The sequence below is a fragment of the Blautia sp. KLE_1732_HM_1032 genome (assembly GCF_025147905.1).
Taxonomy (GTDB): Bacteria; Bacillota; Clostridia; order Lachnospirales; family Lachnospiraceae; genus Blautia_A; species Blautia_A fusiformis.
Genome location: NZ_CP102266.1, coordinates 873253 through 898818 on the forward strand (window position 1 = coordinate 873253; position 25566 = coordinate 898818).

Annotated in this window: 25 protein-coding genes and 1 tRNA gene; 21 read left to right on the forward strand and 5 right to left on the reverse strand. The window is 44.3% G+C overall.

Annotation, left to right across the window (positions count from 1 at the left end; all coding sequences use genetic code 11):
- Nucleotides 1-95: 95 nt before the first annotated feature.
- Entirely contained in the window at nt 96-1118 is a 1023-nt protein-coding gene (locus tag NQ489_RS04275; RefSeq protein ID WP_021650582.1) for a threonine aldolase family protein, read from the forward strand.
- Nucleotides 1119-1208: 90 nt separating this feature from the next.
- Here NQ489_RS04275 and proC read toward each other — a convergent pair whose 3' ends face one another.
- The 3 genes from proC to NQ489_RS04290 all read right to left on the reverse strand — a co-directional run bounded on the left by proC (nt 1209) and on the right by NQ489_RS04290 (nt 2701).
- Nucleotides 1209-2003, reverse strand: a complete 795-nt coding sequence (gene proC, locus NQ489_RS04280; RefSeq protein ID WP_021650583.1) for a pyrroline-5-carboxylate reductase — start codon at nt 2001-2003, stop codon at nt 1209-1211.
- A 68-nt stretch (nt 2004-2071) separates the two neighbouring features.
- Nucleotides 2072-2142, reverse strand: a tRNA-Gly gene (locus NQ489_RS04285).
- A 76-nt stretch (nt 2143-2218) separates the two neighbouring features.
- Nucleotides 2219-2701 (reverse strand): CYTH domain-containing protein, encoded by a 483-nt coding sequence (locus NQ489_RS04290; protein ID WP_021650584.1) that lies wholly within the window; start codon nt 2699-2701, stop codon nt 2219-2221.
- Between the two features lie 182 nt (nt 2702-2883).
- Here NQ489_RS04290 and NQ489_RS04295 point away from each other — a divergent pair, with 182 nt between their 5' ends.
- The 16 genes from NQ489_RS04295 (at nt 2884) to NQ489_RS04370 (ending at nt 18899) form a co-directional block, all read left to right on the forward strand.
- Nucleotides 2884-3441 (forward strand): DJ-1 family glyoxalase III, encoded by a 558-nt coding sequence (locus NQ489_RS04295; protein ID WP_092068762.1) that lies wholly within the window; start codon nt 2884-2886, stop codon nt 3439-3441.
- Entirely contained in the window at nt 3438-4718 is a 1281-nt protein-coding gene (locus NQ489_RS04300; RefSeq protein ID WP_021650586.1) for an InlB B-repeat-containing protein, read from the forward strand. Before NQ489_RS04295 ends, NQ489_RS04300 begins: the two co-directional genes overlap by 4 nt.
- Before the next feature lie 156 nt (nt 4719-4874).
- Nucleotides 4875-6161 carry a trigger factor gene (tig, locus tag NQ489_RS04305; protein WP_021650587.1) on the forward strand — a complete coding sequence of 429 codons (1287 nt, stop codon included), beginning with the start codon at nt 4875-4877 and terminating at the stop codon, nt 6159-6161.
- 24 nt (nt 6162-6185) lie between these two features.
- A complete protein-coding gene (gene clpP, locus NQ489_RS04310; RefSeq protein WP_015527365.1) occupies nt 6186-6767 on the forward strand; it encodes an ATP-dependent Clp endopeptidase proteolytic subunit ClpP in 582 nt (193 codons plus the stop codon).
- Nucleotides 6768-6878: 111 nt separating this feature from the next.
- The gene (clpX, locus tag NQ489_RS04315) at nt 6879-8192 is read left to right on the forward strand and encodes an ATP-dependent Clp protease ATP-binding subunit ClpX (protein WP_022426169.1); all 1314 of its coding nucleotides are present in this window, start codon (nt 6879-6881) and stop codon (nt 8190-8192) included.
- Between the two features lie 17 nt (nt 8193-8209).
- Nucleotides 8210-10522, forward strand: a complete 2313-nt coding sequence (gene lon / locus NQ489_RS04320) for an endopeptidase La (RefSeq protein WP_021650590.1) — start codon at nt 8210-8212, stop codon at nt 10520-10522.
- A gap of 69 nt (nt 10523-10591) precedes the next feature.
- Nucleotides 10592-11203, forward strand: coding sequence for a ribosome biogenesis GTP-binding protein YihA/YsxC (gene yihA, locus NQ489_RS04325; protein ID WP_015527362.1), 612 nt, complete (start codon nt 10592-10594; stop codon nt 11201-11203).
- 14 nt (nt 11204-11217) lie between these two features.
- A complete protein-coding gene (locus tag NQ489_RS04330; RefSeq protein ID WP_015527361.1) occupies nt 11218-12069 on the forward strand; it encodes an energy-coupling factor transporter ATPase in 852 nt (283 codons plus the stop codon).
- Complete coding sequence (locus NQ489_RS04335; protein WP_021650591.1) at nt 12054-12941, forward strand: energy-coupling factor transporter ATPase; 888 nt, start codon at nt 12054-12056, stop codon at nt 12939-12941. Before NQ489_RS04330 ends, NQ489_RS04335 begins: the two co-directional genes overlap by 16 nt.
- Entirely contained in the window at nt 12938-13741 is an 804-nt protein-coding gene (locus NQ489_RS04340) for an energy-coupling factor transporter transmembrane component T family protein (protein ID WP_015527359.1), read from the forward strand. The genes NQ489_RS04335 and NQ489_RS04340 overlap by 4 nt, the downstream gene beginning before the upstream one ends.
- Nucleotides 13742-13898: 157 nt before the next feature.
- On the forward strand, nt 13899-14636 hold the full coding sequence (gene truA / locus NQ489_RS04345) for a tRNA pseudouridine(38-40) synthase TruA (RefSeq protein WP_021650594.1): 738 nt from the start codon (nt 13899-13901) through the stop codon (nt 14634-14636).
- 243 nt (nt 14637-14879) lie between these two features.
- Nucleotides 14880-15308, forward strand: a complete 429-nt coding sequence (gene rplM / locus NQ489_RS04350) for a 50S ribosomal protein L13 (protein WP_021650595.1) — start codon at nt 14880-14882, stop codon at nt 15306-15308.
- Between the two features lie 16 nt (nt 15309-15324).
- Complete coding sequence (gene rpsI, locus NQ489_RS04355; protein WP_021650596.1) at nt 15325-15717, forward strand: 30S ribosomal protein S9; 393 nt, start codon at nt 15325-15327, stop codon at nt 15715-15717.
- 614 nt (nt 15718-16331) lie between these two features.
- Entirely contained in the window at nt 16332-17348 is a 1017-nt protein-coding gene (locus tag NQ489_RS04360) for an O-acetyl-ADP-ribose deacetylase (RefSeq protein WP_021650597.1), read from the forward strand.
- A 56-nt stretch (nt 17349-17404) separates the two neighbouring features.
- A complete protein-coding gene (locus NQ489_RS04365) occupies nt 17405-17866 on the forward strand; it encodes a hypothetical protein (RefSeq protein ID WP_021650598.1) in 462 nt (153 codons plus the stop codon).
- Nucleotides 17867-17951: 85 nt separating this feature from the next.
- Nucleotides 17952-18899, forward strand: a complete 948-nt coding sequence (locus NQ489_RS04370) for a DUF4868 domain-containing protein (protein WP_021650599.1) — start codon at nt 17952-17954, stop codon at nt 18897-18899.
- 734 nt (nt 18900-19633) lie between these two features.
- Here NQ489_RS04370 and NQ489_RS04380 read toward each other — a convergent pair.
- Nucleotides 19634-20527, reverse strand: coding sequence for an IS3 family transposase (locus tag NQ489_RS04380; RefSeq protein ID WP_226851847.1), 894 nt, complete (start codon nt 20525-20527; stop codon nt 19634-19636).
- On the reverse strand, nt 20527-21213 hold the full coding sequence (locus NQ489_RS04385; protein ID WP_021651303.1) for a helix-turn-helix domain-containing protein: 687 nt from the start codon (nt 21211-21213) through the stop codon (nt 20527-20529). The genes NQ489_RS04380 and NQ489_RS04385 overlap by 1 nt, the downstream gene beginning before the upstream one ends.
- Nucleotides 21214-21580: 367 nt before the next feature.
- Here NQ489_RS04385 and NQ489_RS04390 point away from each other — a divergent pair, with 367 nt between their 5' ends.
- The 4 genes from NQ489_RS04390 to cls all read left to right on the forward strand — a co-directional run bounded on the left by NQ489_RS04390 (nt 21581) and on the right by cls (nt 25550).
- A complete protein-coding gene (locus NQ489_RS04390) occupies nt 21581-21958 on the forward strand; it encodes a helix-turn-helix domain-containing protein (protein WP_015527351.1) in 378 nt (125 codons plus the stop codon).
- Nucleotides 21958-22776 carry an ImmA/IrrE family metallo-endopeptidase gene (locus NQ489_RS04395; protein WP_021652250.1) on the forward strand — a complete coding sequence of 273 codons (819 nt, stop codon included), beginning with the start codon at nt 21958-21960 and terminating at the stop codon, nt 22774-22776. Before NQ489_RS04390 ends, NQ489_RS04395 begins: the two co-directional genes overlap by 1 nt.
- A gap of 16 nt (nt 22777-22792) precedes the next feature.
- Nucleotides 22793-23596, forward strand: a complete 804-nt coding sequence (locus NQ489_RS04400; RefSeq protein WP_021652251.1) for a hypothetical protein — start codon at nt 22793-22795, stop codon at nt 23594-23596.
- Between the two features lie 445 nt (nt 23597-24041).
- Nucleotides 24042-25550, forward strand: coding sequence for a cardiolipin synthase (gene cls / locus NQ489_RS04405; protein ID WP_227945641.1), 1509 nt, complete (start codon nt 24042-24044; stop codon nt 25548-25550).
- Nucleotides 25551-25566 lie beyond the last annotated feature (16 nt).

Consider the following 25566-nt stretch of genomic DNA (forward strand, 5'->3'; position numbering starts at 1 on the left):
TTAGCTGTGGGGAGTGTCAAATCGTTTTCCACCTGTAAGATCATTCCGGGGAAGACGGTCAAATAAAATGAAAATACAGATGAGGAGAAAATAAAATGTTATTTTTTGTAAATGATTATTGCGAGGGAGCGCATCCGGCGATCCTCCAGAAGCTTCTGGAAACCAATATGGAGAAGCTTTCCGGCTATGGCACGGACAAATACTGTGATTCTGCCAAGGAGAAGATCCGTAAAGCCTGTGGCTGCCCGGATGCAGAGGTGTTTTTCCTGGTGGGAGGAACCCAGACCAATGCCACGGTCATAGGTTCTGTCCTGAACCGTTATGAAGGTGTTCTTGCGGCGCAGACCGGACACGTAAGCTGTCATGAGGCCGGAGCAATCGAGTATACAGGACATAAGGTACTGACACTTCCGGCAGAAAACGGAAAGATCAAAGCAGAAAGTATCACAGATTATGTGGAAACTTTTTATGGGGATGAAAGTCACGACCATATGGTATTTCCGGGAATGGTTTATATTTCTCATCCGACAGAGTACGGAACACTTTATACGAAGAAAGAGCTGGAGGAAATTTCCGAGGTATGCCATAAATACGAGCTTCCACTGTTTCTGGACGGAGCAAGACTTGGCTACGGTCTGGTAAGTCCGGAAGCAGATGTGACACTTGAGGATATCGCCAGATGTACAGATGTGTTCTACATCGGCGGAACCAAGGTAGGAGCACTCTGCGGTGAGGCAGTGGTCTTTACGAAAAAAGCTCCGAAGCACTTTATGACTATGGTGAAGCAGCAGGGAGCCCTTCTGGCAAAAGGCCGTCTTCTGGGAATCCAGTTTGACACACTGTTTACCGATGATCTGTATACAAGGATCAGCAAAAATGCTATTGAAACAGCTATGAAGCTGAAAAGAGCCCTTCAGGAAAAAGGATATCAGCTTTTCCTGGATTCTCCCACGAACCAGCAGTTTGTAGTTTTGGAAAATAAAAAGAAAGAAGAACTGGGCAAAGAAGTTCAGTTTGATTTCTGGGAAAAATATGATGAAGATCATACAGTGATCCGTTTTGCTACAAGCTGGGGAACAAAAATGGAAGATATTGACGCGCTGATCGAGTTGCTGTAGGGCTGTCGGCAGACGATAAAAGAGATGAGATGGAAAAACTCCGTGAGGTCCGGGTGAATGCAGACCTCACGGAGTTTTTGTTTTCGAAAATTATAACTTCTTACCCTTCTCAGCAGCTGCGGTAAGCGCTTCGAATATGGCACTGCGAAAGCCGCTCTTTTCCAGGGTGCGGACACCTTCAATGGTAGTTCCTGCCGGTGAGCAGACCATGTCTTTCAGGTCTCCCGGGTGTCTGCCGGTTTCCAGAACCATTTTTGCGCTGCCGAGAACAGTCTGGGAAGCAAATTTATAAGCCTGCTTACGAGGCATTCCCTGGCTGACAGCGGCATCTGCCATGGCTTCGATAAACATAAACACATAAGCCGGTGAACAGCCGCCTACAGCGCCTGCGGCGTCCATCAGACGCTCCGGTATCACTTCGGTACAGCCAAAGCTGTCTGTGATCTTAAGGATTTCTGCCAGTTCGTCTTCCGAAACCCGGTCATTGGTACATACAGCAGTCATTCCGGCCCCAACCTGTGCAGGAGTATTAGGCATAAAACGGACAACTTTCAGAGGAAGACCGGCTTTTTCTTCCAGCCATGCAAGAGTCTTGCCGGGAGCGATTCCGATGATGGTGTGCTCTGTCGTGAGACTGTCGTGGACCTCTGTGAGAACTTCCTCATAAAACTGCGGCTTTACTGCAAGAACGACAGTTTTTGCAGATCTGACTATTTCATTGTTATCCAGAGTGGTGACAACACCAAGAGTTTTTTCACTGCGCGCTCTGCCTTCGTCTGTAAGGTTGGAAACAATGATCTCGTCCTTTGAAAAGATCCCCTGACGGAGAATACCGCCGATCATGGCAGAGGCCATATTTCCACATCCGATAAATCCAATCTTCATAAACAAAAATCCTCCTTGAAATTTATAAAAAAGGACACGCCTGACTGCGTGCCCTCTTTGGCAATGAAAGCAGATAACGGGAATCGAACCCGCCTCCTCAGCTTGGGAAGCTGATGTTCTACCGATGAACTATATCTGCCTACATTACTAATTATAGCACCTGAAATAAGAAATACAAGTGCGATTAGCATAAATTGTGTGCATCGCGAAGCATGTTACTGAGAACGGAGTGAACAGTAATCGCTCTGCCAGCCCTGGCTCATGGTACTGTTATGATATCTGGTGGAATAAGTTACATCTTCTCCGAACCAGTCCGGCGCAGTGTAGGCATTGGCGGCTTCCTCTGTAGGAAATTCCACCTCAGCCAGAAGAACTCCCTCGTATTCTCCGTGGAACACATCCAGTTCAATAAAAAGTCCGTCTTTTTCCGGGATCACATAGCGGTCCTTGGTAATGAGGATACCGTCTGCTTTAGGCTTCAGATGCTCATAGGCTTCAGCGGTGAGCGGAAGATTATATTCTTCACGGCTCATGAGACCCTTGGATTTGTAAGTAAGAAAATAGTCATCATCCTGCCGGCGGATGCGGACGACAGGGGAAGTGCAAAGATACCCCTGCTCGATCCTGTGGCAGGGATAAGAAGCCAGATCCTGCGGAAGGTCATCCTTCCGGATCAGAAATTTACGTTCGATCTCCATATAAAAAACCTCCGGATTTGTGAAATGAAAAGATATTATGTTCAGTCTACAGGAAAAAAACAGGATTTGCAATGGCATATCTGTTGAAATTTCTTGACATTTTCAGATGGAAAAAGCATTATGGAAGGGAATGGGGAATACAGAAAATATTTATGGATTTTATAAAAGAAAGGATGAACAGGATCATGAGTAAAGTATATATTTTTTTCGCAGATGGTTTTGAAGATATTGAAGGACTGACCGTGGTAGATCTGATGAGAAGAGCCGGGATCGACATCCAGACAGTATCTATCAAAGAGACAAAAGAGATCAGAACCTCTCATGGGATCGATCTTCTTACAGACCGTACCTTTGGAGAATGTGATTTTTCCGATGCGGATATGCTTGTAATTCCGGGAGGAATGCCGGGAACAAAATATCTGGAGGAATATAAACCGCTGACTGAGCTTCTGACAGATTTCTATCAGAATGGCGGCAAGGTAGCAGCTATCTGTGCGGCACCAGGTATATTCGAGAGACTTGGATTCCTGAAAGGCAGAAATGCTACATCGTACCCATCTGTTATGGAACAGCTTAAAAGTGCCAGAACATCTCTGGAGCCTGTAGTGGTAGATGGAAATGTAACTACCAGCAGAGGCCTTGGAACAGCCATCGATTTCAGCCTTTCCCTGATCGGACAGCTGGAGGGAAGCGCAAAGGCAGAAGAGATCGCTGAATCGGTGGTGTATGTAAGAGCATGAAAAAAGAGATGAAACAGGTCCTGTGGGTAGTGGCGCTTTTTGTTATACTGATGACAGGCACAGGAAATTTGGTGTCAGCTGCCGGCTTTGACTGGTCGGATGATACATTCGGGAATGCTTGCAAAAAAGTGTATTCCGTATCTTTCAGGTCAGGCGGAGGAGCCTCCTCTGCTATATATAAAAAATTGGAAAAGAAACAGAAATATGGTTCCATGATCACGATTCCCAAAGTGCCGCAGGTCCCAGCAGGATATCAGGCAGAAGGATGGTCTCTGAAAAAAGGAGGAGCGGAGGCAGGATATAAGCCGGGAAAAAAATATTTTGTAAAAAGAAATGTAACGTTTTATGCAGTGATAAAAAAGAAGAACAATCCCAAACTGATCCTGCACAGGAATGACGGAGATATCTACAAGATCATCCAGGCTCCAAGCGGAAAACTGAAACTACCGGTGATGGCCAATGAAGAGAATTATACATTCCTTGGATGGTCTACCAGGGCAGGTCAGAAGACCGCACCAAGGTATGAAGCCGGACAGGTGATCACAGTCAGTGGAACCATGCATCTCTATGCGGTGAGATTCTGGCGGTATCAGGAACCGAATCTGGTCAGGAACAGCTTTCATTATCCTGAGAATTATGAAAGGATCATCTTTGTGGGAGATTCCAGGACATATGGTCTTCAGAAGGTATTGTACGAACAGTTTGGAAAGGAGTATGTGGACAGCCATGTCAGCTTTGTATGCCGTTCTAATACGGAACTGGGCTGGCTGAAGTCAACGGGCGCACAGGCTCTTTTGAAAGAAATAGAAAAATGTCGTAAAAATGAAAAATACGCAAAGATCGCAGTGGTGTTTAATCATGGTATCAATGATCTCAGAGATATTAACGGAAAACAGGATCTGAATGATAGACTCTCACAGTACGTGTCTTATATGAAAAAGCTGGGAACAAAGCTTTCCATGAAAAACTGCAGTCTGTATTATATGTCTGTGAATCCGATCAATGGAGGGGAAAAGGGAAGTACCAAGAATCGTAAATGTGAGGATGTCCGGACTTTTAACAGCGGTCTTGCCGGTGAGCTTGGAAGTCAGTACCACTATATTGATGTTTACAGTTATCTGATGCGGACCGGATATGGTACTGTATCCAATACGGGAGACGGTACAGACGATGGTGTTCATTATACGCCTAAAACTTATAAAAGGATTTTTACATTTTGTCTTAACAACATAAGAAAGACAGAAAATTACTTTAACATTGAGGACGTGGGCAGCTGAGAAATGCCCTGTGGGGGCATATGGAAAACTGAAAAAAATACTGGCGTTTTTACAGTGGTTATGCTATACTACAGAAATGACTGTAAATATATAATGCGAGTGTTAACTATTTTATATAAGGTATTTACTCGATATGATTAAGGAGGAACAAGAAACATGAGTTTACAGGTGGAGAAAATGGAGAAAAACATGGCGAAACTTACAATCGAGGTTTCCGCCGAGGATCTTGACAAAGCAATGCAGAATGCATATCAGAAAGCAAAAGGCAGAATTTCTATTCCGGGATTCCGTAAAGGAAAAGCTCCAAGAAAAATGATCGAGCAGATGTACGGAAAGGGAGTATTCCTTGAGGACGCTGCAAACGCTCTGATCCCTGAGCATTACAGCAAAGCACTTGCTGAGTGTGATCTTGAGATCGTTTCCCAGCCTAAGATCGATGTAACACAGGTTGAGCCTGGCAAACCATTTATCTTTACAGCAGAAGTAGCTACTAAACCAGAGGTAACTCTTGGTGACTATAAAGGACTTGAGGTTCCGAAGTCTGAGACAGAGGTAACAGACGAGGAAGTTGAGGCTGAGATTAAGAAAGAGCAGGAGAAAAACTCCAGAACCATTACAGTTGAGGATCGTGCAGCACAGAACGGCGATACAGCAACTATCGATTTCGAGGGCTTCGTAGACGGTGAGGCATTCGAGGGCGGTAAAGGAACAGACTATCCGCTGACACTTGGTTCCAACACCTTCATCCCGGGATTCGAGGAGCAGCTTGTTGGTGCTAACACAGGTGATCACGTAGAAGTTAAGGTTACATTCCCGGAGGAGTATCAGGCAAAAGAGCTGGCTGGCAAAGAAGCTGTATTCCAGTGCGATGTTAAGAAGATCGAAGCAAAAGAGCTTCCGGAGCTTGACGATGACTTCGCTAAGGATGTATCTGAGTTTGATACACTTGCTGAGTACAAGGAAGACGTTAAGAAGAACCTGACAGAGAAGAAAGCAGAAGATGCACGTCGTGCAAAAGAAGACGCAGCAGTAGATAAAGTGATCGAGAATGCACAGATGGATATTCCGGAGGCAATGATCGAGACACAGACACGTCAGATGCTTGACGATTTCGCAAGAAGAATGCAGTCCCAGGGTCTTTCCATGGAGCAGTACTTCCAGTTCACAGGCCAGAGCGTTGACAAGATGATGGAAGACATGAAGCCACAGGCTCTTAAGAGAATCCAGACAAGACTTGTTCTTGAGAAGATCGCTGAGGTAGAGAACATCCAGCCAACAGAGGAAGAGGTTAACGAAGAGATCTCCAAGATGGCAGAGATGTACAAGATGGAAGCAGACAAATTAAAAGATCTCATCGGTGAGAACGAGATGGAGCAGATGAAGAAAGATATGGCTGTTCAGAAAGCTGTTACATTAGTTGCCGATGCAGCTGTAGAGGCGTAATAAACCTCGGAAATGGAGGGTAAAATGAGTTTAGTACCTTACGTCATTGAGCAGACCAGCAGAGGAGAAAGAAGTTATGATATCTATTCAAGACTTCTTAAGGACCGAATCATTTTCCTTGGAGAAGAGGTAAACGATGTCAGTGCGAACCTGATCGTTGCGCAGCTTCTCTTCCTGGAAGCAGAAGATCCTTCCAAGGATATCCAGCTTTATATTAACAGCCCGGGTGGTTCTGTAACTGCCGGAATGGCAATTTATGATACAATGCAGTATATCAAGTGCGATGTATCTACGATCTGCCTTGGAATGGCAGCCAGCATGGGAGCTTTCCTCCTGTCCTCCGGTGCCAAAGGCAAAAGATATGCACTGCCGAATTCGACGATCATGATCCATCAGCCATCAGGCGGTGCACAGGGGCAGGCTACAGAGATCCAGATCGTAGCTGACCAGATCGCAAAAACCAAAAAGAAGCTGAACGAGATTCTTTCTGCGAATACCGGACAGCCTCTTGAAATTGTGGAAAAAGATACTGACCGTGACAACTATATGACAGCGGAAGAAGCTAAGGCATACGGCCTGATCGACGGTGTTGTGATCCACAAATAATGCGTAAGAAAAGACTCCTGTAAAGACACAGGAGTCTTATCTTGCTTTAAAAAGGAATTTTAAATGTCTGCGAGAGACGGACATTTACGCTTAGAAAGGAAACAAAAAGATATGGCAGATAAAGTAAAAGAAGGAAAGGTAAGATGCTCCTTTTGCCATAAGACTGAAGATCAGGTACGCAAGCTGATCGCAGGTCCGGATGGAGCATATATTTGTGATGAATGTATCGGGATCTGCTCCGAGATCATGGAAGAAGAATTCAGTATGTATGATCATGAGGCAGATTATGAAACAGGGATCAACCTTCTGAAACCGGAAGAGATCCACAGTATCCTGGATGAGTATGTGATCGGACAGGATGATGCCAAGAAGGCACTTTCCGTAGCTGTTTACAATCATTACAAGAGGATTCTTGCTTCAAGAAACCTGGACGTGGAGCTGCAGAAGAGTAATATCCTGATGCTTGGTCCGACCGGTTCCGGTAAGACACTTCTTGCACAGACACTGGCAAGACTGCTGAATGTTCCTTTTGCCATCGCAGATGCCACTACTCTCACAGAGGCAGGCTATGTTGGCGAGGATGTTGAGAACATTCTTCTGAAGATCATTCAGGCAGCCGATTATGATATTGAGCGTGCCCAGTACGGAATCATCTATATCGATGAGATCGATAAGATCACAAGAAAATCCGAGAATACCTCCATCACCAGAGATGTGTCCGGTGAGGGCGTACAGCAGGCACTTCTGAAAATTCTGGAAGGAACCGTTGCAAGCGTACCTCCTCAGGGAGGAAGAAAGCATCCTCATCAGGAATTTATCCAGATCGATACTACAAACATCCTGTTCATTTGCGGTGGTGCTTTTGACGGACTGGAGAAGATCATCGAGGCAAGACAGGATACCAAATCCATTGGTTTCGGAGCAGAGGTTTCCGAGAAGGAAGACCGCAATGTGGGCGAAGTTCTGAAGGAGGTTATGCCGGAGGACTTTATTAAATTCGGTCTGATCCCGGAGTTTATCGGACGAGTTCCGGTCGTGGTAACCTTGGATTCTCTGGATGAAGAAGCACTGATCCGTATTCTGAAGGAGCCTAAGAATTCCCTCACAAAACAGTACGACAAGCTTTTTGAGCTGGATGGCGTGCAGCTTGAGTTCCAGGATGAAGCACTTGAGACAGTTGCCCGGAAATCTCTTGAGAGAAAAACAGGTGCCAGAGGACTTCGTGCCATCATGGAGCATACCCTGATGGATCTGATGTACAAGACACCATCGGACGACACCATCCGTAAGTGTATCGTCACAAAAGAGGCAGTGGAGGGAACCGGAGAGCCGGAGATCATCCACGGGGAGGCCAAGGCTCCTGCAAAAAAAGCAGGACGCAAAACATCCCGTTCGAGAAAGAAAGGCAAGCCGGAAACAGCTTGATGAAGGGAATGACATAAATGACAAATCAGGTCAATATATTGCCAATGATCGCTCTCCGTGGGACTACAGTCCTTCCGGATATGATCGTACACTTTGATGTGAGCAGGGAGAAATCTATCCGTGCCGTGGAAGCAGCCATGCTCCATGACCAGAAGATCTTTCTGCTGACACAGAAGGATCCTGAGGTGGAAATACCGGAACTTACGGATCTGTATCAGGTAGGAACCGTCGCTTATATCAAGCAGGTGGTGAAGCTTCCGCAGGATCTTTACCGGGTTCTGGTAGAGGGACTGGACAGGGCAGAGGTTCTGGGCCTGGAGCAGGAGGAACCATATCTGAAGGCGGAATGCGAGATCGTTACGGCACAGGAAGAGGATTACCCGGAACCGGTAAAGGACGCCATGCTTCGCAGCATCCGGGAGCTTTTTCAGAGATATTGCAGAGAAAGCGGAAAAGTAAGCAAGGATCTGGTAACCCAGATCATGAACATCGAAGATGTGCAGGAAACCATCGACCAGATCGCAGTAAATCTTCCGATGGCGTATCAGAACAAGCAGAAGCTTCTGGAAGCAGTGTCTTTGAATGACCGTTATGAGATCCTTGGAGCGCTTCTTGGCAGCGAGATCGAGGTGATCCACATCACTAAAGATCTTCAGCGCAAGGTGAAATCCCATATCGACAAGAATCAGAAAGAGTATATTCTCCGGGAACAGCTGAAAACCATCCGTGAGGAGCTGGGCGAGGAGAATACTGCTGATGATATCGATGAATTAAAAAAACAGCTGAAGGAGCTGGATGCATCTGATGAAGTAAAAGAGAAGATTTCCAAGGAGATCAGCCGTTTTAAAGGAATGGCAGCCAGTGCTGCAGAGGCAACGGTGCAGAGAGGCTATCTGGAAACCGTTCTTGCACTTCCGTGGAATAAGAAATCCGAGGATTCCGAGGATCTTGAGAACGCATGGAAGGTTTTGGAAGAGGGTCATTACGGACTGAAAGAGGTCAAAGAACGTATCATGGAATTCCTTGCTGTACGTAAGCTGACCCACAAGGGAAAGAGTCCGATCCTCTGTCTGGTGGGACCTCCGGGAACCGGAAAAACTTCCATTGCACGTTCTGTGGCAGAGGCCATGAACAAGAAATACGTCCGCATCTGTCTTGGAGGTGTCCGTGATGAGGCAGAGATCCGTGGCCACAGAAAGACTTACGTCGGTGCCATGCCAGGAAGGATCACAGTCGCACTGAAGGAAGCCGGAGTCAGCAACCCGCTGATGCTTCTTGATGAGATCGATAAGACCAGCAGCGATTATAAAGGAGATACCTCCGCAGCACTTCTGGAGGTTCTGGATCCGGAGCAGAACAGTAAGTTCAATGATCACTATGTAGAGATTCCCCAGGATCTTTCCGAGGTACTGTTTATTGCCACTGCAAATGATGTTCAGGGAATCCCGAGACCTCTTCTTGACCGTATGGAGCTGATGGAAATCCCGGGATATACGGAAAATGAGAAGGAACATATCGCAAGGGAGCATCTGATCCCGAAGCAGATGGAGATCAACGGTATTCCGGAAGGCAAGCTGGTGATCCAGCCGGCAGCTCTTGGCAAGCTGATCAACAACTATACCAAGGAAGCAGGAGTCCGTTCTCTGGAGAGAGGCATCGGACGTATCTGCAGAAAAACTGCACGTGCTATCATGGAAGAGGGTAAGGATAAGGTAGTTGTCACATCCAGAAATATTTCCAGATTCCTTGGCAAAGAACGATATAACTATCTAATGGCCAATGAGAAGGATGAGATCGGGATCGCCCGCGGTCTTGCATGGACACAGGTAGGCGGTGATACCCTGCAGATCGAAGTCAATATCATGCCCGGAAAAGGCGAGCTGCTTCTTACCGGACAGCTTGGAGATGTGATGAAGGAATCTGCACAGGCAGGTATCAGCTATATCCGTTCGGTTTCTGACCAATATGAGATCGATCCGGAATTTTTCCAGAAGCATGATATGCATGTACATATTCCGGAGGGTGCCGTTCCGAAGGATGGCCCGTCCGCCGGTATTACAATGGCAACTGCCATGCTGTCTGCAATTATCGAAAAACCGGTACGTGCGGATCTTGCCATGACCGGTGAGATCACCTTAAGAGGCCGTGTGCTTCCGATCGGCGGACTGAAAGAGAAGCTGCTTGCAGCTAAATATGCCAGGATCAAGGAAGTCCTTGTTCCGGAAAAAAATCGTCCGGATATCGAGGAGATGGACAGAGAGATCATCCAGGGACTGGATATCCGGTTTGTGGATAACATGAAAGAAGTTCTCGGTGAAGCTCTTGCATAAACAAAAAACAGAAAAACCCTGCCCTGACCTTCAGGACAGGGCTTTTAAAAGAAAAGGGAGGAATAACGAATGGTAATCAAAAACGTATCGCTGGATATCGTCTGCGGCATCACAAGCAAGATCCCGGACACAGGAAGGCCGGAGGTAGCTTTTGCGGGAAAATCAAATGTAGGGAAATCCTCCCTGATCAATGGTCTGATGAACCGCAAGGCCCTGGCAAGAACCAGCGCACAGCCGGGAAAAACACAGACGATCAATTTTTATAACATTAATGAAGCAATGTATCTCGTAGACCTGCCGGGCTACGGCTACGCCAAGGTCTCTGCAGCAGAGAAGGAAAAATGGGGAAAAATGATCGAGGGCTATCTTCATAATTCCAAAGAGCTCCGTGCGGTTTTTCTCCTGGTGGATATTCGCCACAAGCCTTCCGCCAATGACAAGCAGATGTATGACTGGATTTGTCACAACGGATATGAGCCGGTGATCATCGCAACCAAGCTTGACAAGCTGAAACGCAGCCAGGTGGCAAAAAGCCTGAAGGAGATCCGCATCGGACTGGGCCTTCCGAAAGAGGGAAAGATCCTTCCGTTTTCTGCGGAGACGAAGCAGGGAAGAGACGAGATATGGGCACTGATCGATGAGTTGACCGGCCTTGGTGAACCGGCAGCTACAGAGGATTAAGGAGAGCAGAAAAGATGGGAATTATCAAGGCGCTTAAGCTGGGATTTGACTATCAGAGATACGATGATGACGGCAATGTGGTAGACATGCAGCGTGCAGTCAATGATGTGAACCTGGACATTAAAGCAGGAGAATTTGTGGCAGTTCTGGGACATAACGGATCCGGAAAATCCACACTGGCGAAGCATATGAATGCGCTTCTGATCCCAACAGAGGGAACGATGCTGGTGGACGGGATCGATACCGCCAGAGAGACCAAACTCTGGAAGGTACGCCAGAAGGCAGGAATGGTATTTCAGAATCCGGATAACCAGATCATAGGAACCGTTGTGGAAGAGGATGTAGGCTTTGGTCCGGAAAATATGGGAGTTCCTACAGATGATATCTGGAAACGGGTGAATGACAGCCTGGAAAAAGTCGGTATGACAGCTTATCGTTATCAGTCCCCAAACAAGCTTTCCGGAGGGCAGAAGCAGAGAGTGGCTATTGCAGGCGTGATGGCCATGCGCCCGCGGTGCATCATTCTGGATGAGCCTACCGCCATGCTGGATCCTAACGGAAGAAAGGAAGTCCTGGAGGCAGTGCGGGAGCTGAACCGTAAGGAAAAGGTAACAGTCATTCTGATCACCCATTACATGGAGGAAGTGATCCATGCTGACCGTGTTTATGTCATGGACAGCGGAAATGTTGTGATGCAGGGAAATCCCAAAGAGATCTTTTCCCAGGTGGATACTCTTAAGGCGTATGGACTGGATGTACCACAGGTAACACTTCTTGCATATGAACTGAAGAAATCCGGCGTGGATGTTCCGGATGGAATACTGACTACAGAGGAGCTGGTGAGCGCATTATGTCAATCGAATTAAAAAATGTAACCTATACCTACAGCCCCGGGACAGCCTATGAGAGCCATGCGCTGAAGGATGTCAGCCTTGTGATCCCGGACGGCCAGTTTATCGGGATCATCGGACACACAGGAAGCGGAAAATCCACGCTGATCCAGCATCTGAATGCGCTGGTACAGCCAACATCCGGCCAGGTTCTGTATAACGGAGAAGATGTGTGGGCAGAAAAATATGACCGGAAACAGCTCCGCAGCGAGGTTGGTCTGGTGTTCCAGTACCCGGAGCATCAGCTGTTTGAAAATGATGTGATCTCGGATGTATGCTTCGGACCTATGAATCAGGGACTTTCCAGGGAAGAAGCAGAGAAAGAAGCGAAGCAGGCTCTGACTCAGGTTGGAGTAAAAGAGTCCAATTTCAAAAAATCACCCTTTGAGCTTTCCGGAGGCCAGAAAAAAAGGGTAGCTATTGCAGGGGTTCTTGCCATGAACCCGAAGATTCTGATCCTGGACGAGCCCACAGCAGGGCTTGACCCGAAGGGCAGGGATGATATCCTGGATCAGATCGCAGAGCTTCATAAGGTGCGAGGGATAACCATTGTTCTGGTTTCCCACAGCATGGAGGATATTGCGAAATACGTGGAGCGCCTCATTGTTATGAATCACGGAGAAGCTGTATTTGATGATGAGCCGAAGAAGGTTTTTTCCCATTATAAGGAACTGGAAACCATGGGACTTGCCGCACCGCAGATCACTTATATCATGCATGCGCTGAAGGGACATGGGCTGCATGTGGATGCAGATGCCACAACGGTGGAGGAAGCCAGAGACAGTATCCTTGCCGCACTTGCGCAGGCGAACTCTCCATTACTGAACAAAGGAGGGGCGGAAAAATGATCAGAGATATTACCATTGGCCAGTATTATCCGGCCAAATCCGTTCTTCACAGACTGGACCCACGGACCAAATTTCTGGGAACTCTGGGATTTCTGATCTCTGTGTTCCTGTTCCATACATTTCTCGGATATGCGGTGGCAACAGCATTTCTGGTAGCTATGATCGCAATATCCAAGGTTCCGGTGAAATTCATGTTCAAGGGTCTGAAGGCTATCGTTATGATCCTTCTGATCACGGTTGTGTTCAATATCATCCTGACGCCTGGCGAAGTGCTGTGGCGTTTCGGGATCATCAAGGTCACAAGGGAAGGCCTTGTTCTTGCAGGAAGAATGGCGATCCGTCTTGTTTACCTTGTGATCGGATCTTCCATCATGACATTGACTACCACGCCGAATCAGCTGACAGATGGTCTGGAGAGACTGCTCCGTCCGCTGAACAAGATCCGGGTGCCGGTACATGAGATCGCCATGATGATGTCCATTGCCCTTCGCTTTATCCCGATCCTTCTGGAGGAGACGGATAAGATCATGAAGGCACAGATCGCCAGAGGTGCAGATTTCGAAAACGGAAACCTGATCCAGAAGGCGAAAAATATGGTACCCCTTCTTGTGCCGCTGTTTATTTCGGCGTTCCGTCGCGCCAATGATCTGGCAATGGCCATGGAAGCAAGGTGTTACCATGGTGGAGAGCACAGAACTCAAATGAAGCCGCTGCATTATGAAAAAAGAGATTATGCGGCCTATGGGATCCTTGTGGCATATCTTGCGGTGGGTGTTGCATTCCGTGTGGCGGGACTGTAGCCAAATCCTGCCGGTACTCAGACATGGAACGGTCCGAAGCGTTGCATTTTGCACAGCGGAACTGTAACCGGATCAGGCAGGCATTTTGCAGGACGGTATGTCTGTTTTGGGATAGAAAGTACTGCAGGGATGTCTGTATCAGGAGGGAATATATTTTATGAAACGAGTAGGACTTGTTGTAGCTTATGATGGAACCAAGTACTCAGGCTGGCAGACACAGCCAAATGGAATCACCATTCAGGGCGTTTTAAACGATACCTTAAGTGAGCTGCTTGGGGAAAAAATCGAGACCATCGGTGCCAGCCGTACAGATGCAGGAGTGCACGCTCTTGGAAATGTGGCGGTGTTTGATACCGAATCCAGGATCCCCGGGGAAAAATTTTCCTATGCACTGAACCAGAGACTTCCGGAGGATATCCGTATCCAGCTTTCTGAGGAGGTGGAGCCGGATTTTCATCCCCGTTATTGTGACAGTGAAAAAACATATGAATATCGTATCCTGAACCGGCGTTTTCCGGTGCCAACGGAGCGTTTGTACTCTTATTTTTACCATTATAAACTGGATGTGGATAAGATGAAGGAAGCAACATCTTATCTGATCGGACGCCATGATTTTGCTAGCTTCTGCGGCTCCGGCGCACAGGTGAAGACCACCATCCGTACCGTGACCTCCATGGACGTGTGGAGAGATGGTGACATGGTGACCATCCGCATTTCAGGAACAGGCTTCCTTTACAATATGGTGCGTATCATTTCCGGAACCCTGATCGAGATCGGAAACGGGCAGTATCCGCCGGAACGCATGGATAAGATCCTGAAAGCCTGTGACCGCGGGGCAGCAGGCCCCACAGCTCCGGCTCAGGGTCTGACACTGATGGGAATCGAGTTTTTCTGAAAACAGGAATTTTGTTGAAAATTACAAGAAAAAACAGTTGACAGGCAAGGTGCCTTATAATATAATAACTCAATGTGACGTAGTGCGAAGATGCTTGAGCCAATAGCCCCGGCGACGGCATTTTATCAGCGGTTTCGGACATTTCCGCGATTTATTTTGCACCCGCGTTTCCATTTACTTTTTTTCGCGGAAGTACCGCGGTTTGAGAAACATTATCGTTGATAAATAACAGGAGGTAGGACCATGCAGACTTATATGGCTAATCCGGATAAAATCGAAAGAAAATGGTATGTAGTTGACGCAGAGGGTTGCACTCTGGGACGTCTGGCATCCGGTGTTGCAAGTGTTTTAAGAGGAAAGAACAAACCTCAGTTTACACCGCACGTTGACACAGGAGATTATGTAATCGTTGTAAACGCTGATAAGATCAAAGTTACAGGCAAGAAGCTTGAGCAGAAGATTTATTATAACCACTCCGACTATGTTGGTGGAATGAAAGAAACCACATTAAAAGAAATGTTAGCAAAGAAACCTGAGAAGGTTATCGAGCTCGCAGTTAAGGGAATGCTTCCGAAAGGACCTCTTGGAAGAGCTATGAACAAGAAACTTTTCGTATACGCAGGACCAGAGCACAAACATGAGGCTCAGAAGCCTGAAGTTTTAACATTTTAATAGGAGGTAGAAAACATTGGCTAGCGCAAAATTCTACGGAACAGGAAGAAGAAAGAAATCAATCGCAAGAGTTTACCTGGTACCTGGAACAGGTAAAATCACTATCAATAAAAGAAACATCGATGAGTACTTCGGACTTGAGACTCTGAAGGTTATCGTTCGTCAGCCACTGGCTTTAACAGAGACAGAGGGTAAATTCGACGTGATCGTTAATGTTCACGGCGGTGGATACACAGGACAGGCTGGAGCAATCCGTCATGGTCTTTCCAGAGCACTCCTTGAGGCAGACAAAGACTACAGACCAGCTCTTAAAGCTGCTGGATTCCTTACACGTGATCCACGTATGAAAGAGCGTAAGAAATACGGTCTCAAAGCTGCTCGTCGCGCACCGCAGTTCAGCAAGCGATAATTCCAATCGAATACGGAAATTTATCAAAACCTCGGAAATTTTTGATTTTCCGGGGTTTTTTTATGCCTGAAAGTTCTTGGATTTTCTAAAAAAGTGGGCGATTTTGAAGTGTAGAACACACGTAGCGCACAAAACACCTTAAAAAATATATTGAGTATATTGCAAAGAAAAATTGCGTATGATATAATGCCAGTAGGCAAAAGGTATTAAAGTGTTTATAACAAAAAGAGTGAAAGCCCTTGAAGTTGCAGCTTCTTGGGCTTTCTTCTTATTTTATTATAGTGGATAAGAAACCACTAGGCTATTTGTTGTCCCTATCATGTCTGTCTAACCATTTGCAGATGAGATGGCAAGTAACACCTGCCGCAACAGTGATGATAAAGGTAATTAAAGTGTCTATAACGTTCACCTCCTCCCGTTGCCGGGTTTCGGTTGGACAACAATAGTATTATAGCATAGAACAATACGGACGGGAAGCAAATATATTTGCCCTTTATGGCAGTGTATTTGCAGGAACAGTGTAGCGCCGAAAAAATTGAAAGCAATGTATGAGACACTTTAATAGATATTTGATCAGACAAGGACTCTGATCGGACGAATGGGAGGTATGCTTCATGCCGTTACAGATTATCAGAAACGATATTACAAAAATGCGCGTTGACGCAATCGTCAATGCTGCCAACACTTCTCTTTTGGGCGGCGGTGGTGTGGACGGCTGCATTCATCGTGCCGCCGGACCGGAACTGCTTGCAGAATGCAGTACGCTGCATGGCTGCGAGACTGGCAGCGCAAAAATCACAAAGGGATATCGCCTGCCCTGCAAATATGTGATTCATGCAGTCGGCCCGCGCTGGCGAGATGGCAAGCATCAGGAACAACAGCTTCTGGAATCCTGTTATCGGACATCTTTGAACCTGGCAAAAGAAAATGGCTGTCAGGCGGTGGCTTTTCCGCTGATTTCCTCCGGCATCTACGGCTATCCAAAAGACCAGGCTCTGAAGGTTGCAGTCGATACCATCAGTGCATTCTTGCTGAAAAATGAGATGATGGTCTACATCGTTATCTTTGATAAGAAGGCATATCAGATTAGCGGAAAACTGTTTGCTGATATCGCGGCGTACATAGATGACTGGTATGTGGATGAACATACCGACAGTCGAGTAGAACAGAGACGGCGGCTTGAAGCGCTGTCAGAGGAATCCTGCTTTGAAGCTGCATCTGCCCCGCTGCCGTCCGAAGTAATCTGTAAATCTTGCAGCAGTCAATCTCTGGAGGAGGCACTGGGGCAGATTGATGAGAGCTTTTCGGAAATGCTGCTGCGGAAGATTGACGAAAGCGGCATGACGGATGCCCAGTGTTACAAGAAGGCAAACATTGACCGGAAACTCTTTTCCAAAATTCGCTCTGATAAATTCTATAAGCCATCCAAACCAACAGTGCTGGCATTTGCTCTCGCTTTGGAGTTGCCGCTTGCCCAGATGCAGGAGATGCTCGGCAAGGCAGGATTTACTCTTTCCCACTCGAGCAAATTCGATATCATTGTAGAATATTTTGTCGAACGGGGAAACTACAATGTGTATGAAATCAACGAGGCATTGTTTGCTTTTGACCAGAGCCTGATCGGGGCATAAGGACAAAGAAATGTCGTTTTCTATGCGACCACTTCACAAAAGAAAATCGCTATATTATGGCTGTAAGGTACGAAACTGAGCAGCCAGTGCTAACACCGGCTGTATCGCAGATGTCGATGCTTCCAACAATAGATCGTGAAGGAATTACAAAGTTCATCAATGAACAGGGATATCTGACTTATATCGTCCGTGCGGTAAAAATCAATAGTTATTTGAAGTCTTTGATGAGCTTGGCAGGGCTGTTATCGCAGTTCAATATCTGTATTACAGAAAGTAGAGAGGCGAAGGGGCAAGCGTTGGAAAAGACCAAGGCTGATATCGATAAATATCTACGTGATGTTGAATATTGGAACCAGTTTGAAGAACCAGAAGTGGATCACAAATTACATTACTGGAAAATCGACAACTGGGGTGAAAAGATATTTGGTTCACATGGCGTTTTGTTCCTTGGAGCATTCATGGACAATACAAAACTCCTCTTCCCAGTTTTACTAATAATGAAATTTGTTTGGCTGTAGTTAAAGGCAGGTTTTTAAAAAATCCTAGTACAGTAGAATATAAAGTGATTAATGATACAGTCCTCTACATGAAGGAGATGAACAAATGACCAAGGAAGAAATTCAGGCATCGATTAAGTCGATAATGTTTTCTGGTTCAGTTTGCGGTATTGAAATATATGCCTGCCTACGCGATGAAAGTGGATATCAAACCAAAAAAATCAGAGCAACAGATAAGTTGCTTTCTAGCACAAAAGATAAGGTGGCAGGTTTTATCAATTGTACCTATCTTGCAGATGATGCCGAATTTGATACATCAGAAAATATTGCAGACAATAAGAAAGAATTTTATGAGATTAGTCTGATAGAGAACTATAGACCCTTTACTTTTCTTGATGATGCTGAAAAGCGTACGGAGTACTACTCGGAAAGCGATAGAAATAAACTGTCTGGATTTCTTTTTAGAATCAATTTGAATGACAAGTACTTTTGGGTTTATCAACATATATACTCTGTATCAAGAATTGATCGAAGTAAAAATGTTATAGCCCTATTTGTTGGTGATACATACGATGAAATTGATAGCGATATTGTGCAGATAGATTCACGAGCAGATGTAATTATCTTTTCTTCAAGTGTTGTTACGGCAAAAATGGATCTTATGCAGAGATTTTTTGGATTTGAGCAATACATACGAGCGGGGGCACAGAAGACGATTGAGATTATTCGCGATCTGGATATTGTAGATAGCCTTGAAAAGTTTGTTGCGTTTGAAAATAAAAGTAAGTTGACAAATGCAAAGAAGTTATTAAAGGCAAAAAATTCGCCTGTTTTGCAGATGAAAAAGAACGATTTGTTAGAGAATCTGAAAAAGCATTCTCGCTACAAAACTATGTTCAAGTTTGAAGAAGATCATATTGTGATTTCTTCACAAAAAGAGGCAGCGGCATTTATTAAAATGTTGAATGATGATATTGTTCGGTCTGAACTCACTGGAAAAGAATATGACAGCTCCAGCAAAATGCTTTTGGGCCCAGTGGGAGCAAGTCACTGACTGACCAATGATAGGAAAATATAGATGAGTGATAGAAGAAAAAAAGGATTCTATGTCACAGGTACTGTCAGATATAAAGCCCCATATGACGAAAAAGTTCATGACGGCTCATTGTATTAATGAGCAAGATATTCAGTCTATCAGTCCAATCTTCCTGCCCAGATATAAGAATGTGTAGCTCATGCAGGGATTGACCAACAACAAGCTGGATTTCAGAATTCAGGTAAAAGGTGTGTTCGGGACAGAAAGAAACTAACGAAGGCTAAGTGGAAAGAAACACAGCTCTGGATTTTTTCTTCACCGTCATGAGGCTCTTTTTCGGAGCTGTCTACGATTGCGAAGAAAATCTAAAAGGCATGGATTCCAGTTCCAGACCGGATACAAGACCTCCAAGGGAGACAAATTCGATTCTATCCTCATAGACATTGACCAGATTGCTTCCGCTGAAAGAGTAATCACGGTGAACAATGCTGTTCAGTAAAGATTCTCTGATTGCATCCTCTGGATAATCTCTTCTGTCAGTTCGATCCAGATTTGAAAAGGTTGCCTTTCCTTTCTTTTTCTTTCTTTCTCATTATAAACAAGAAGGAAAGGTCAAGGGGTGTAGAAACAAGCATTTTGTCGACCTGCAACAATTACAAGCCTCGTTGGAAAAGCTGGTATGCTCCCCGTCAAGAGGACAATAAAAAATAATAAATTTTTGTATCGTCAGCCATGCTATGGCTGGCGATATTTTATGCTGCTTTTGTATATTGCTCATGATATTTCATTGGTGTCATTACATGCAGTTTCCTTTGAAGTCGTTGGTTGTTGTAGTAATCTATGTAATTAGCTATCGCAGTAATCAAAGAGCTTCTGTCATTAAAACGCTGTTTATAATACATTTCTCGTTTTAGAATTCCCCAAAACCCTTCCATTGGTCCATTGTCAATACAGTGGGCAACTCTAGACATACTCTGCTTCATATGATGTTTTTTTAATCTAGTATAAAACTGTGCGCTTGTATATTGAAAGCCTCGATCAGAATGAACTAATGGGTGTGCATCTGGCTCCTGACGAACAGCCTCATCAAACGTGTCCATAACTAATGGATTATCATTATGATCGCTGATTTTAAAGGAAACAATCCTTCTATCATATAAATCTAAAATAGCACTCAGATAAACTTTATGAACTTCTATTCCGTTGTAGTATTTAAATTCAGAAACATCTGTAAGCCACTTTTCATTCGGTTTTTCGGCGTGAAATTCACGGTGTAAATAGTTTTTTGCTATGTGATCAGGATTTCTGTCTCCTCTGGTACAACTCTTAGGTTTCCATTTAATATTTGATTTTATATCGTATTTCCTACAAATACGAAGTACTCGTTTATCATTCACATGAATTCCTTTATGTCCATCTAATTCATCACGAATCCTTCGGTATCCCATATCTGGATGCTGGTGATGAATCCTTTGGATTTCAGTGGATAGTCTTTCGTTTCGAAGTTCATTATTACTTTTCGGATATTTTCCCCAGCGGTAATACGCAGAACGTGTAACATTAAGATATTTACAAAGTCTATCTATGGGATAATGCTTAGTAGACGATAGTTTTTGGATGGCTTCATATTCGGCTAACCGATGGATTAAAGATAGCGACCCCTCCTTTCCAGTTCTCTGACTTTTTTTAACAGATCATTCTCCATTTGTAAGTCTAGATTTCTTCTTTCCAGTTCAGCTATCTTGTCACGTAGCTCTTCTTCAGGTGTTCTGCTTGGAAGAGAAGCTATACGACGTCCACGTCTGTCTTCCAGACCCGCTTGACCCATCTTTTCGTATCGTATTACCCAATTGCGAACTTGTTGATAGGAACAATCATATTTGAGTGCCATTGCACCATAATTCTTATCATTTGCAAGACAATCTGTTACTATTTTTAATCTCTCATCAAGTGTAGTGTTCTTTGCCTTTTTCATGTAAGCACCTCCAGTGGATGTTTTTAATATTCCACCAGAATTATACACCTTAATCCAATCGGAAAGCTGTCTGTGTGAACGAATTCCGTATTTTGTGCAAATATCCTGAAGAGATCCTTCTCCGTTAAGATAATCATTTATAGCAGATATTTTTAAATCTTTTGAATAAGATTTGTTTTTCGGTTGATTGAGTAATCCAGTTGGTCCATCATACTGATAAATAGAAATCCAATTTCGAATACTATGACGGTCAACTCCCAATTCTTTTCCTGCTTGCTGTATGCCAATTTCTCCTGCAAGGTAGCGTTCGACTATTTTTACTTTTTCTACTGGTTCTATCTTACTCTTTCTGAACATGAAAATACCCCCATATAGGACTTTTATATTTCATTGTCCTATATGAGGGTAGCATACCAAAGCAATGGGGTGTTTTTTAACCGGTTTTTTGGTGGATTCGTTTTGAGAGCAACTTTGAAATCAAATTTTGTTGCTTCGGCAATGAGCTGTTCTATCATAGAAATCTCTCTGTTGAGGTTGTAGAAGGTCTTTTGAATGAGGAAAATACAGGTTTATAGCGTTAGTGTAAACCACTCTTCTGAAGGTTAGCGATGACTTGTAACTAAAATAGCGACAAAATAAATTAAAAACTAAGATCAGTCTCTAAATAATTGATATTCTATGTGAAAGAGCGTATAATATAAGTACAAGAACAGGAGGCGATTATATGCTGGATGTAAATATGATAATTGCAAACAACATTCAGGCTGAACTGAAAAAAGAAAACAAAAAGCAGGTTGATCTGGCAGAAGGAATTGGAGTCTCCAAACAGACAATGAGCAAAATTATGAATGGTGCAAGAGCAATCAATGCGATTGAACTTCATAAGATTTCTGAATATCTGCATGTGTCGATGGATTCTCTGATGAAGATGCCAGAAAAGCCGATGGATACGAATGTGATTCATGCGTTTATGGGGCGTGTTAAAACAGAAGAAGCAAGAAAGGGAATCCGGCTTGCGGATGAACTGTCCGACATGATTCTGTTCCACACTAGGGCATGCGAGAATGGCAAAAAGATGGAGCAGCTCTGGGAGGATAAGTGATGAACAATGTTCTGAAAGATAGCCTTTTTGTAAGCCAAAACAGGAAATTTGATGAAATTCAATCTGTTGTCAGGCAGTTTTCGGCAGAGTATGTCGGTAATTCTATTATCAAAGATAATATTTTTGCTGTTATACAGAACTATGCAAGAAAGAAAGAAATTGCACTGGAACTGCTTCGTTTTCCAATTCATGATGATGAATTATGGGCATTGACTTTTTTGAAGCAGGATACGATTTTTGTGTGCGTAAATACGGCACTTCCACTATGTAAGCAGTTTTTCGCTGCGTCGCATGAATTGTATCATATCTACTGTTATGTAGAAAATGCAGACCAGAGCTATATAAAAAATGGTTCTATGCTGGATTCGGCAACAGGTGATGAAACAGGAAGAACACAGGAGGACTTGGAAGCTAATGCCTTCGCAGGTCTGCTTTTGATGCCGGATCAACTTCTCCATGAGCAAATTCTACTGTATGGAATTGATAAAGATTTGGTTTCGGTAGATTCCGTTTTGATACTTATGGATATGTTTGCTATGCCCTACAAGGCAGTTGTACTGCGCTTGTTTGAAAGTGGAAACATATCCCACCAGCAGGCTGAAAAGCTGCTGGAGATAAGTTCTGCGAATGTAATGAAAAGGGCATCACTGATAGGTAAGGCAAAGCGCTGGCAGCTTGATGGCAGGGGAACAGAATCTTTTGGCACACTCCTTGAGAAAGTTGAGTATAACAGACAGCATGAGTATCTGACAGAATCCAGAGAAAATGACGATGTGGCTTACATTACTCAACTGAAAAAAGAGTACGGTTTGGATTGAGGGGTGTCAAAGCGAAGTGAAAAAATATGCACTGCTAGATACCGATTTCATTTCCAAAACGCACTCTGTTCAAGATGGCGGCGATAATCATTTGATTGACCGGGTCATGGAATTGCCGGAATATGTGTTCTTTTGTCATGCGCAAATCGTAACAGAACTTAATCGGTATAATGCTGATGCGCCAATCTGGTTGAGCGAAAAGATTGGCGCGCAAAAGATAAAAAGCTACACGGATCAAGAAATTCTTGAAAGCCTGTCACATGTACGAGGGCCGCTGGCGTGTGCGACTTATACACAGATGTTAAAATTGGCCTGTGATGTTTTTTCTAAAGATTACTTTTCGGAACATTATCGAGCATTGGAAGATGCTGATTACACGGCGATATCGAGAGAGGATTATTTGAAAGAGCTTGAACGACTCGATATCGAAGTGGGCAAGAAAAATAATCTTGGAGAAATCAAGTCTTTTGTGCTGTTGCAGGTCTTGTCGGTGATGCTTGGGGAGCAGATTTATGTGTTCTGCTCCGATGACCGAAATGCTCGGAATGGCGCTACAAATTTTGAAGATGTTCGATGTATTAGTCTGGTATCGGTATTCTCGCGTTTGAAGGAGGAAGCAAACTGGACGTTTGAAGATGCTGAGCCGTATATTGAATCGCTCATTGCATTTTATCAAGATCATCACCAAACTACTTTCCGAGTAATGGAAGCGTCTGAGGTTAGAAGATTGCAACGGATACCATGCAGACAGGTGTTGCAGGAAATCTTTAACGGAAAATTTATTGAATTGAAAAATGGTATGTTGCGGTACAAGCGGTAAGTGAAAACAGGTTAAAGAATACCAACAATCACATGTCTAGTTGGGAAACCAGCGGAGAAAGTTATTGCAATGATAGAAGCAAAGAGTTCAGTAAAAACAGAAACATCTTAAAAAGTATACAGAGTATATTGCGAAGAAAAATCGCATATGCTATAATGCTCGCAGGCAAAAAAGAATTAAAGTGTTTATAACAAAAAAATCAAAAGCCCTCGAAGTTGCAGCTTCCAGGGCTTTCTTCTTATTTCATTTTTTATTACAGTGGACAAGGAATCATCAGGTCAGAGCTCCGCTGTTTGTAGTATAGACGATAATTGTTGATTTTATTACGCAACAGGAATATTCAGTTAGGTTTACGCACAACAGAAAATTCTCATTCAATGCAGAAAGGGGCGGTTTTATGAAGCAGGATACACTGGAGGGCTGAGCAAAAACGAAAAACGGTGTCATTCGATTATGTTTTTCGGTGCTTTGTATTTTGTTGGAAGCAGCTTTTATCATTATCGTGATCACAAGGCTGAATGAATATGCGGAGATCGTTAATCTGCTGACTAGAGTCTTTGCAGGAATTCTGGTTCTGGCACTATATGCATCCGATCAGACCTCTTCCATGAAAATGCCGTGGATCATTCTGATACTTGTGTTTCCGATCATGGGTGTAGCGCTGTATCTGCTGATCGGATTAAATGGCGGAACCCATAAAATGCGAGAACGATATGCGGATATCGACAGAAAGCTTCTGCCGCTTCTGCCGGACAATCGGGAAAAACTGGAAAATATCAAAAATAAAATCCCCAAAGCAGGAAATATCAGTGAGTATATTTGGAAAAATGCAGGTTATCCCGTATACCAGAATACGGATATTGTTTATTATGATGAGGCGGTAAAGGGATTAGAAGCACAATTATCGGCACTGTCAAAGGCTGAAAAGTTTATTTTTATGGAATACCATGCGATAGAAGATGCAGAGGCCTGGAAAAAGATCCAGAAAGTGCTGGAGGAGCGTGTACAGGCAGGCGTGGAAGTGCGAGTATTTTATGATGATATGGGTTCTATTGGCTTTATTAATACGGATTTTGTAAAAAAGATGGAGCAGATCGGAATCCACTGCCGGGTATTTAATCCGTTTATGCCGGGTCTGAATGTATTTCTGAACAACCGTGATCATCGAAAAATAACTGTGATCGATGGAAAAGTAGCTTTCACAGGCGGCTATAATCTGGCAAATGAATATTTTAATTACACCAATCCTTACGGACAATGGAAGGATACCGGGATTCGTCTTGAAGGCGATGCAGTTCAGTCGCTGACAGCAACATTCCTTGAAATGTGGAATGCAGCCAATGACAGGAATAATAATGAGGATTTCAGCAAATATTTTATAAGATCAGAATATAAGGCAGATCAGAACGGATTTGTACAGCCTTATGCAGATAGTCCAATGGATGATGAACAGGTAGGAGAGGAAGTTTATATCAGCATGGTCAACAAAGCTGAAAAATACTGCTGGTTTATAACGCCATATCTGATCATTACGGATGAAATGACACATGCGCTGTGTCTTGCTGCAAAGCGGGGGATTGATGTCAGGATCATTACACCGGGTATCCCGGATAAAAAAATGATTTACAGTGTTACACGTTCCTTTTATCATGGACTGGTTAAAAATGGAGTGCGGATCTACGAGTGGACACCTGGCTTCTGTCACGCCAAGATGAGCGTGGCAGATGACTGTATGGCAACCTGCGGAACTATAAATCTGGATTACAGAAGTCTTTATCATCATTTTGAAAACGGATGCTTTATGGCAGACAGTCCGGCTGTGTTATCCATAAGAAATGACCTGGAAGAAACAATGAAGGAATGTCGGGAAGTAACAGAACAATACCGTACAGGACGCAGTGCATATCTTCGTCTGGGACAGCTTTTCATGAGATTGTTTGCAGGATTATTGTAAGGAAGAGGTGTAAATC

Bases quoted from the DNA above. Each gene is read 5' to 3' on its own strand.
- NQ489_RS04385 (WP_021651303.1), bottom strand. From the start codon at position 21,213: ATGTTCAGAAAGAGTAAGATAGAACCAGTAGAAAAAGTAAAAATAGTC.
- NQ489_RS04330 (WP_015527361.1), top strand. From the start codon at position 11,218: ATGGGAATTATCAAGGCGCTTAAGCTGGGATTTGACTATCAGAGATAC.
- NQ489_RS04290 (WP_021650584.1), bottom strand. From the start codon at position 2,701: ATGGAGATCGAACGTAAATTTCTGATCCGGAAGGATGACCTTCCGCAG.
- NQ489_RS04275 (WP_021650582.1), top strand. From the start codon at position 96: ATGTTATTTTTTGTAAATGATTATTGCGAGGGAGCGCATCCGGCGATC.
- lon (WP_021650590.1), top strand. From the start codon at position 8,210: ATGACAAATCAGGTCAATATATTGCCAATGATCGCTCTCCGTGGGACT.
- tig (WP_021650587.1), top strand. From the start codon at position 4,875: ATGAGTTTACAGGTGGAGAAAATGGAGAAAAACATGGCGAAACTTACA.
- clpX (WP_022426169.1), top strand. From the start codon at position 6,879: ATGGCAGATAAAGTAAAAGAAGGAAAGGTAAGATGCTCCTTTTGCCAT.
- NQ489_RS04365 (WP_021650598.1), top strand. From the start codon at position 17,405: ATGGCTGTAAGGTACGAAACTGAGCAGCCAGTGCTAACACCGGCTGTA.
- yihA (WP_015527362.1), top strand. From the start codon at position 10,592: ATGGTAATCAAAAACGTATCGCTGGATATCGTCTGCGGCATCACAAGC.
- truA (WP_021650594.1), top strand. From the start codon at position 13,899: ATGAAACGAGTAGGACTTGTTGTAGCTTATGATGGAACCAAGTACTCA.
- clpP (WP_015527365.1), top strand. From the start codon at position 6,186: ATGAGTTTAGTACCTTACGTCATTGAGCAGACCAGCAGAGGAGAAAGA.
- rplM (WP_021650595.1), top strand. From the start codon at position 14,880: ATGCAGACTTATATGGCTAATCCGGATAAAATCGAAAGAAAATGGTAT.
- proC (WP_021650583.1), bottom strand. From the start codon at position 2,003: ATGAAGATTGGATTTATCGGATGTGGAAATATGGCCTCTGCCATGATC.
- NQ489_RS04340 (WP_015527359.1), top strand. From the start codon at position 12,938: ATGATCAGAGATATTACCATTGGCCAGTATTATCCGGCCAAATCCGTT.
- NQ489_RS04360 (WP_021650597.1), top strand. From the start codon at position 16,332: ATGCCGTTACAGATTATCAGAAACGATATTACAAAAATGCGCGTTGAC.
- NQ489_RS04370 (WP_021650599.1), top strand. From the start codon at position 17,952: ATGACCAAGGAAGAAATTCAGGCATCGATTAAGTCGATAATGTTTTCT.
- NQ489_RS04335 (WP_021650591.1), top strand. From the start codon at position 12,054: ATGTCAATCGAATTAAAAAATGTAACCTATACCTACAGCCCCGGGACA.
- NQ489_RS04395 (WP_021652250.1), top strand. From the start codon at position 21,958: ATGAACAATGTTCTGAAAGATAGCCTTTTTGTAAGCCAAAACAGGAAA.
- NQ489_RS04390 (WP_015527351.1), top strand. From the start codon at position 21,581: ATGCTGGATGTAAATATGATAATTGCAAACAACATTCAGGCTGAACTG.
- NQ489_RS04300 (WP_021650586.1), top strand. From the start codon at position 3,438: ATGAAAAAAGAGATGAAACAGGTCCTGTGGGTAGTGGCGCTTTTTGTT.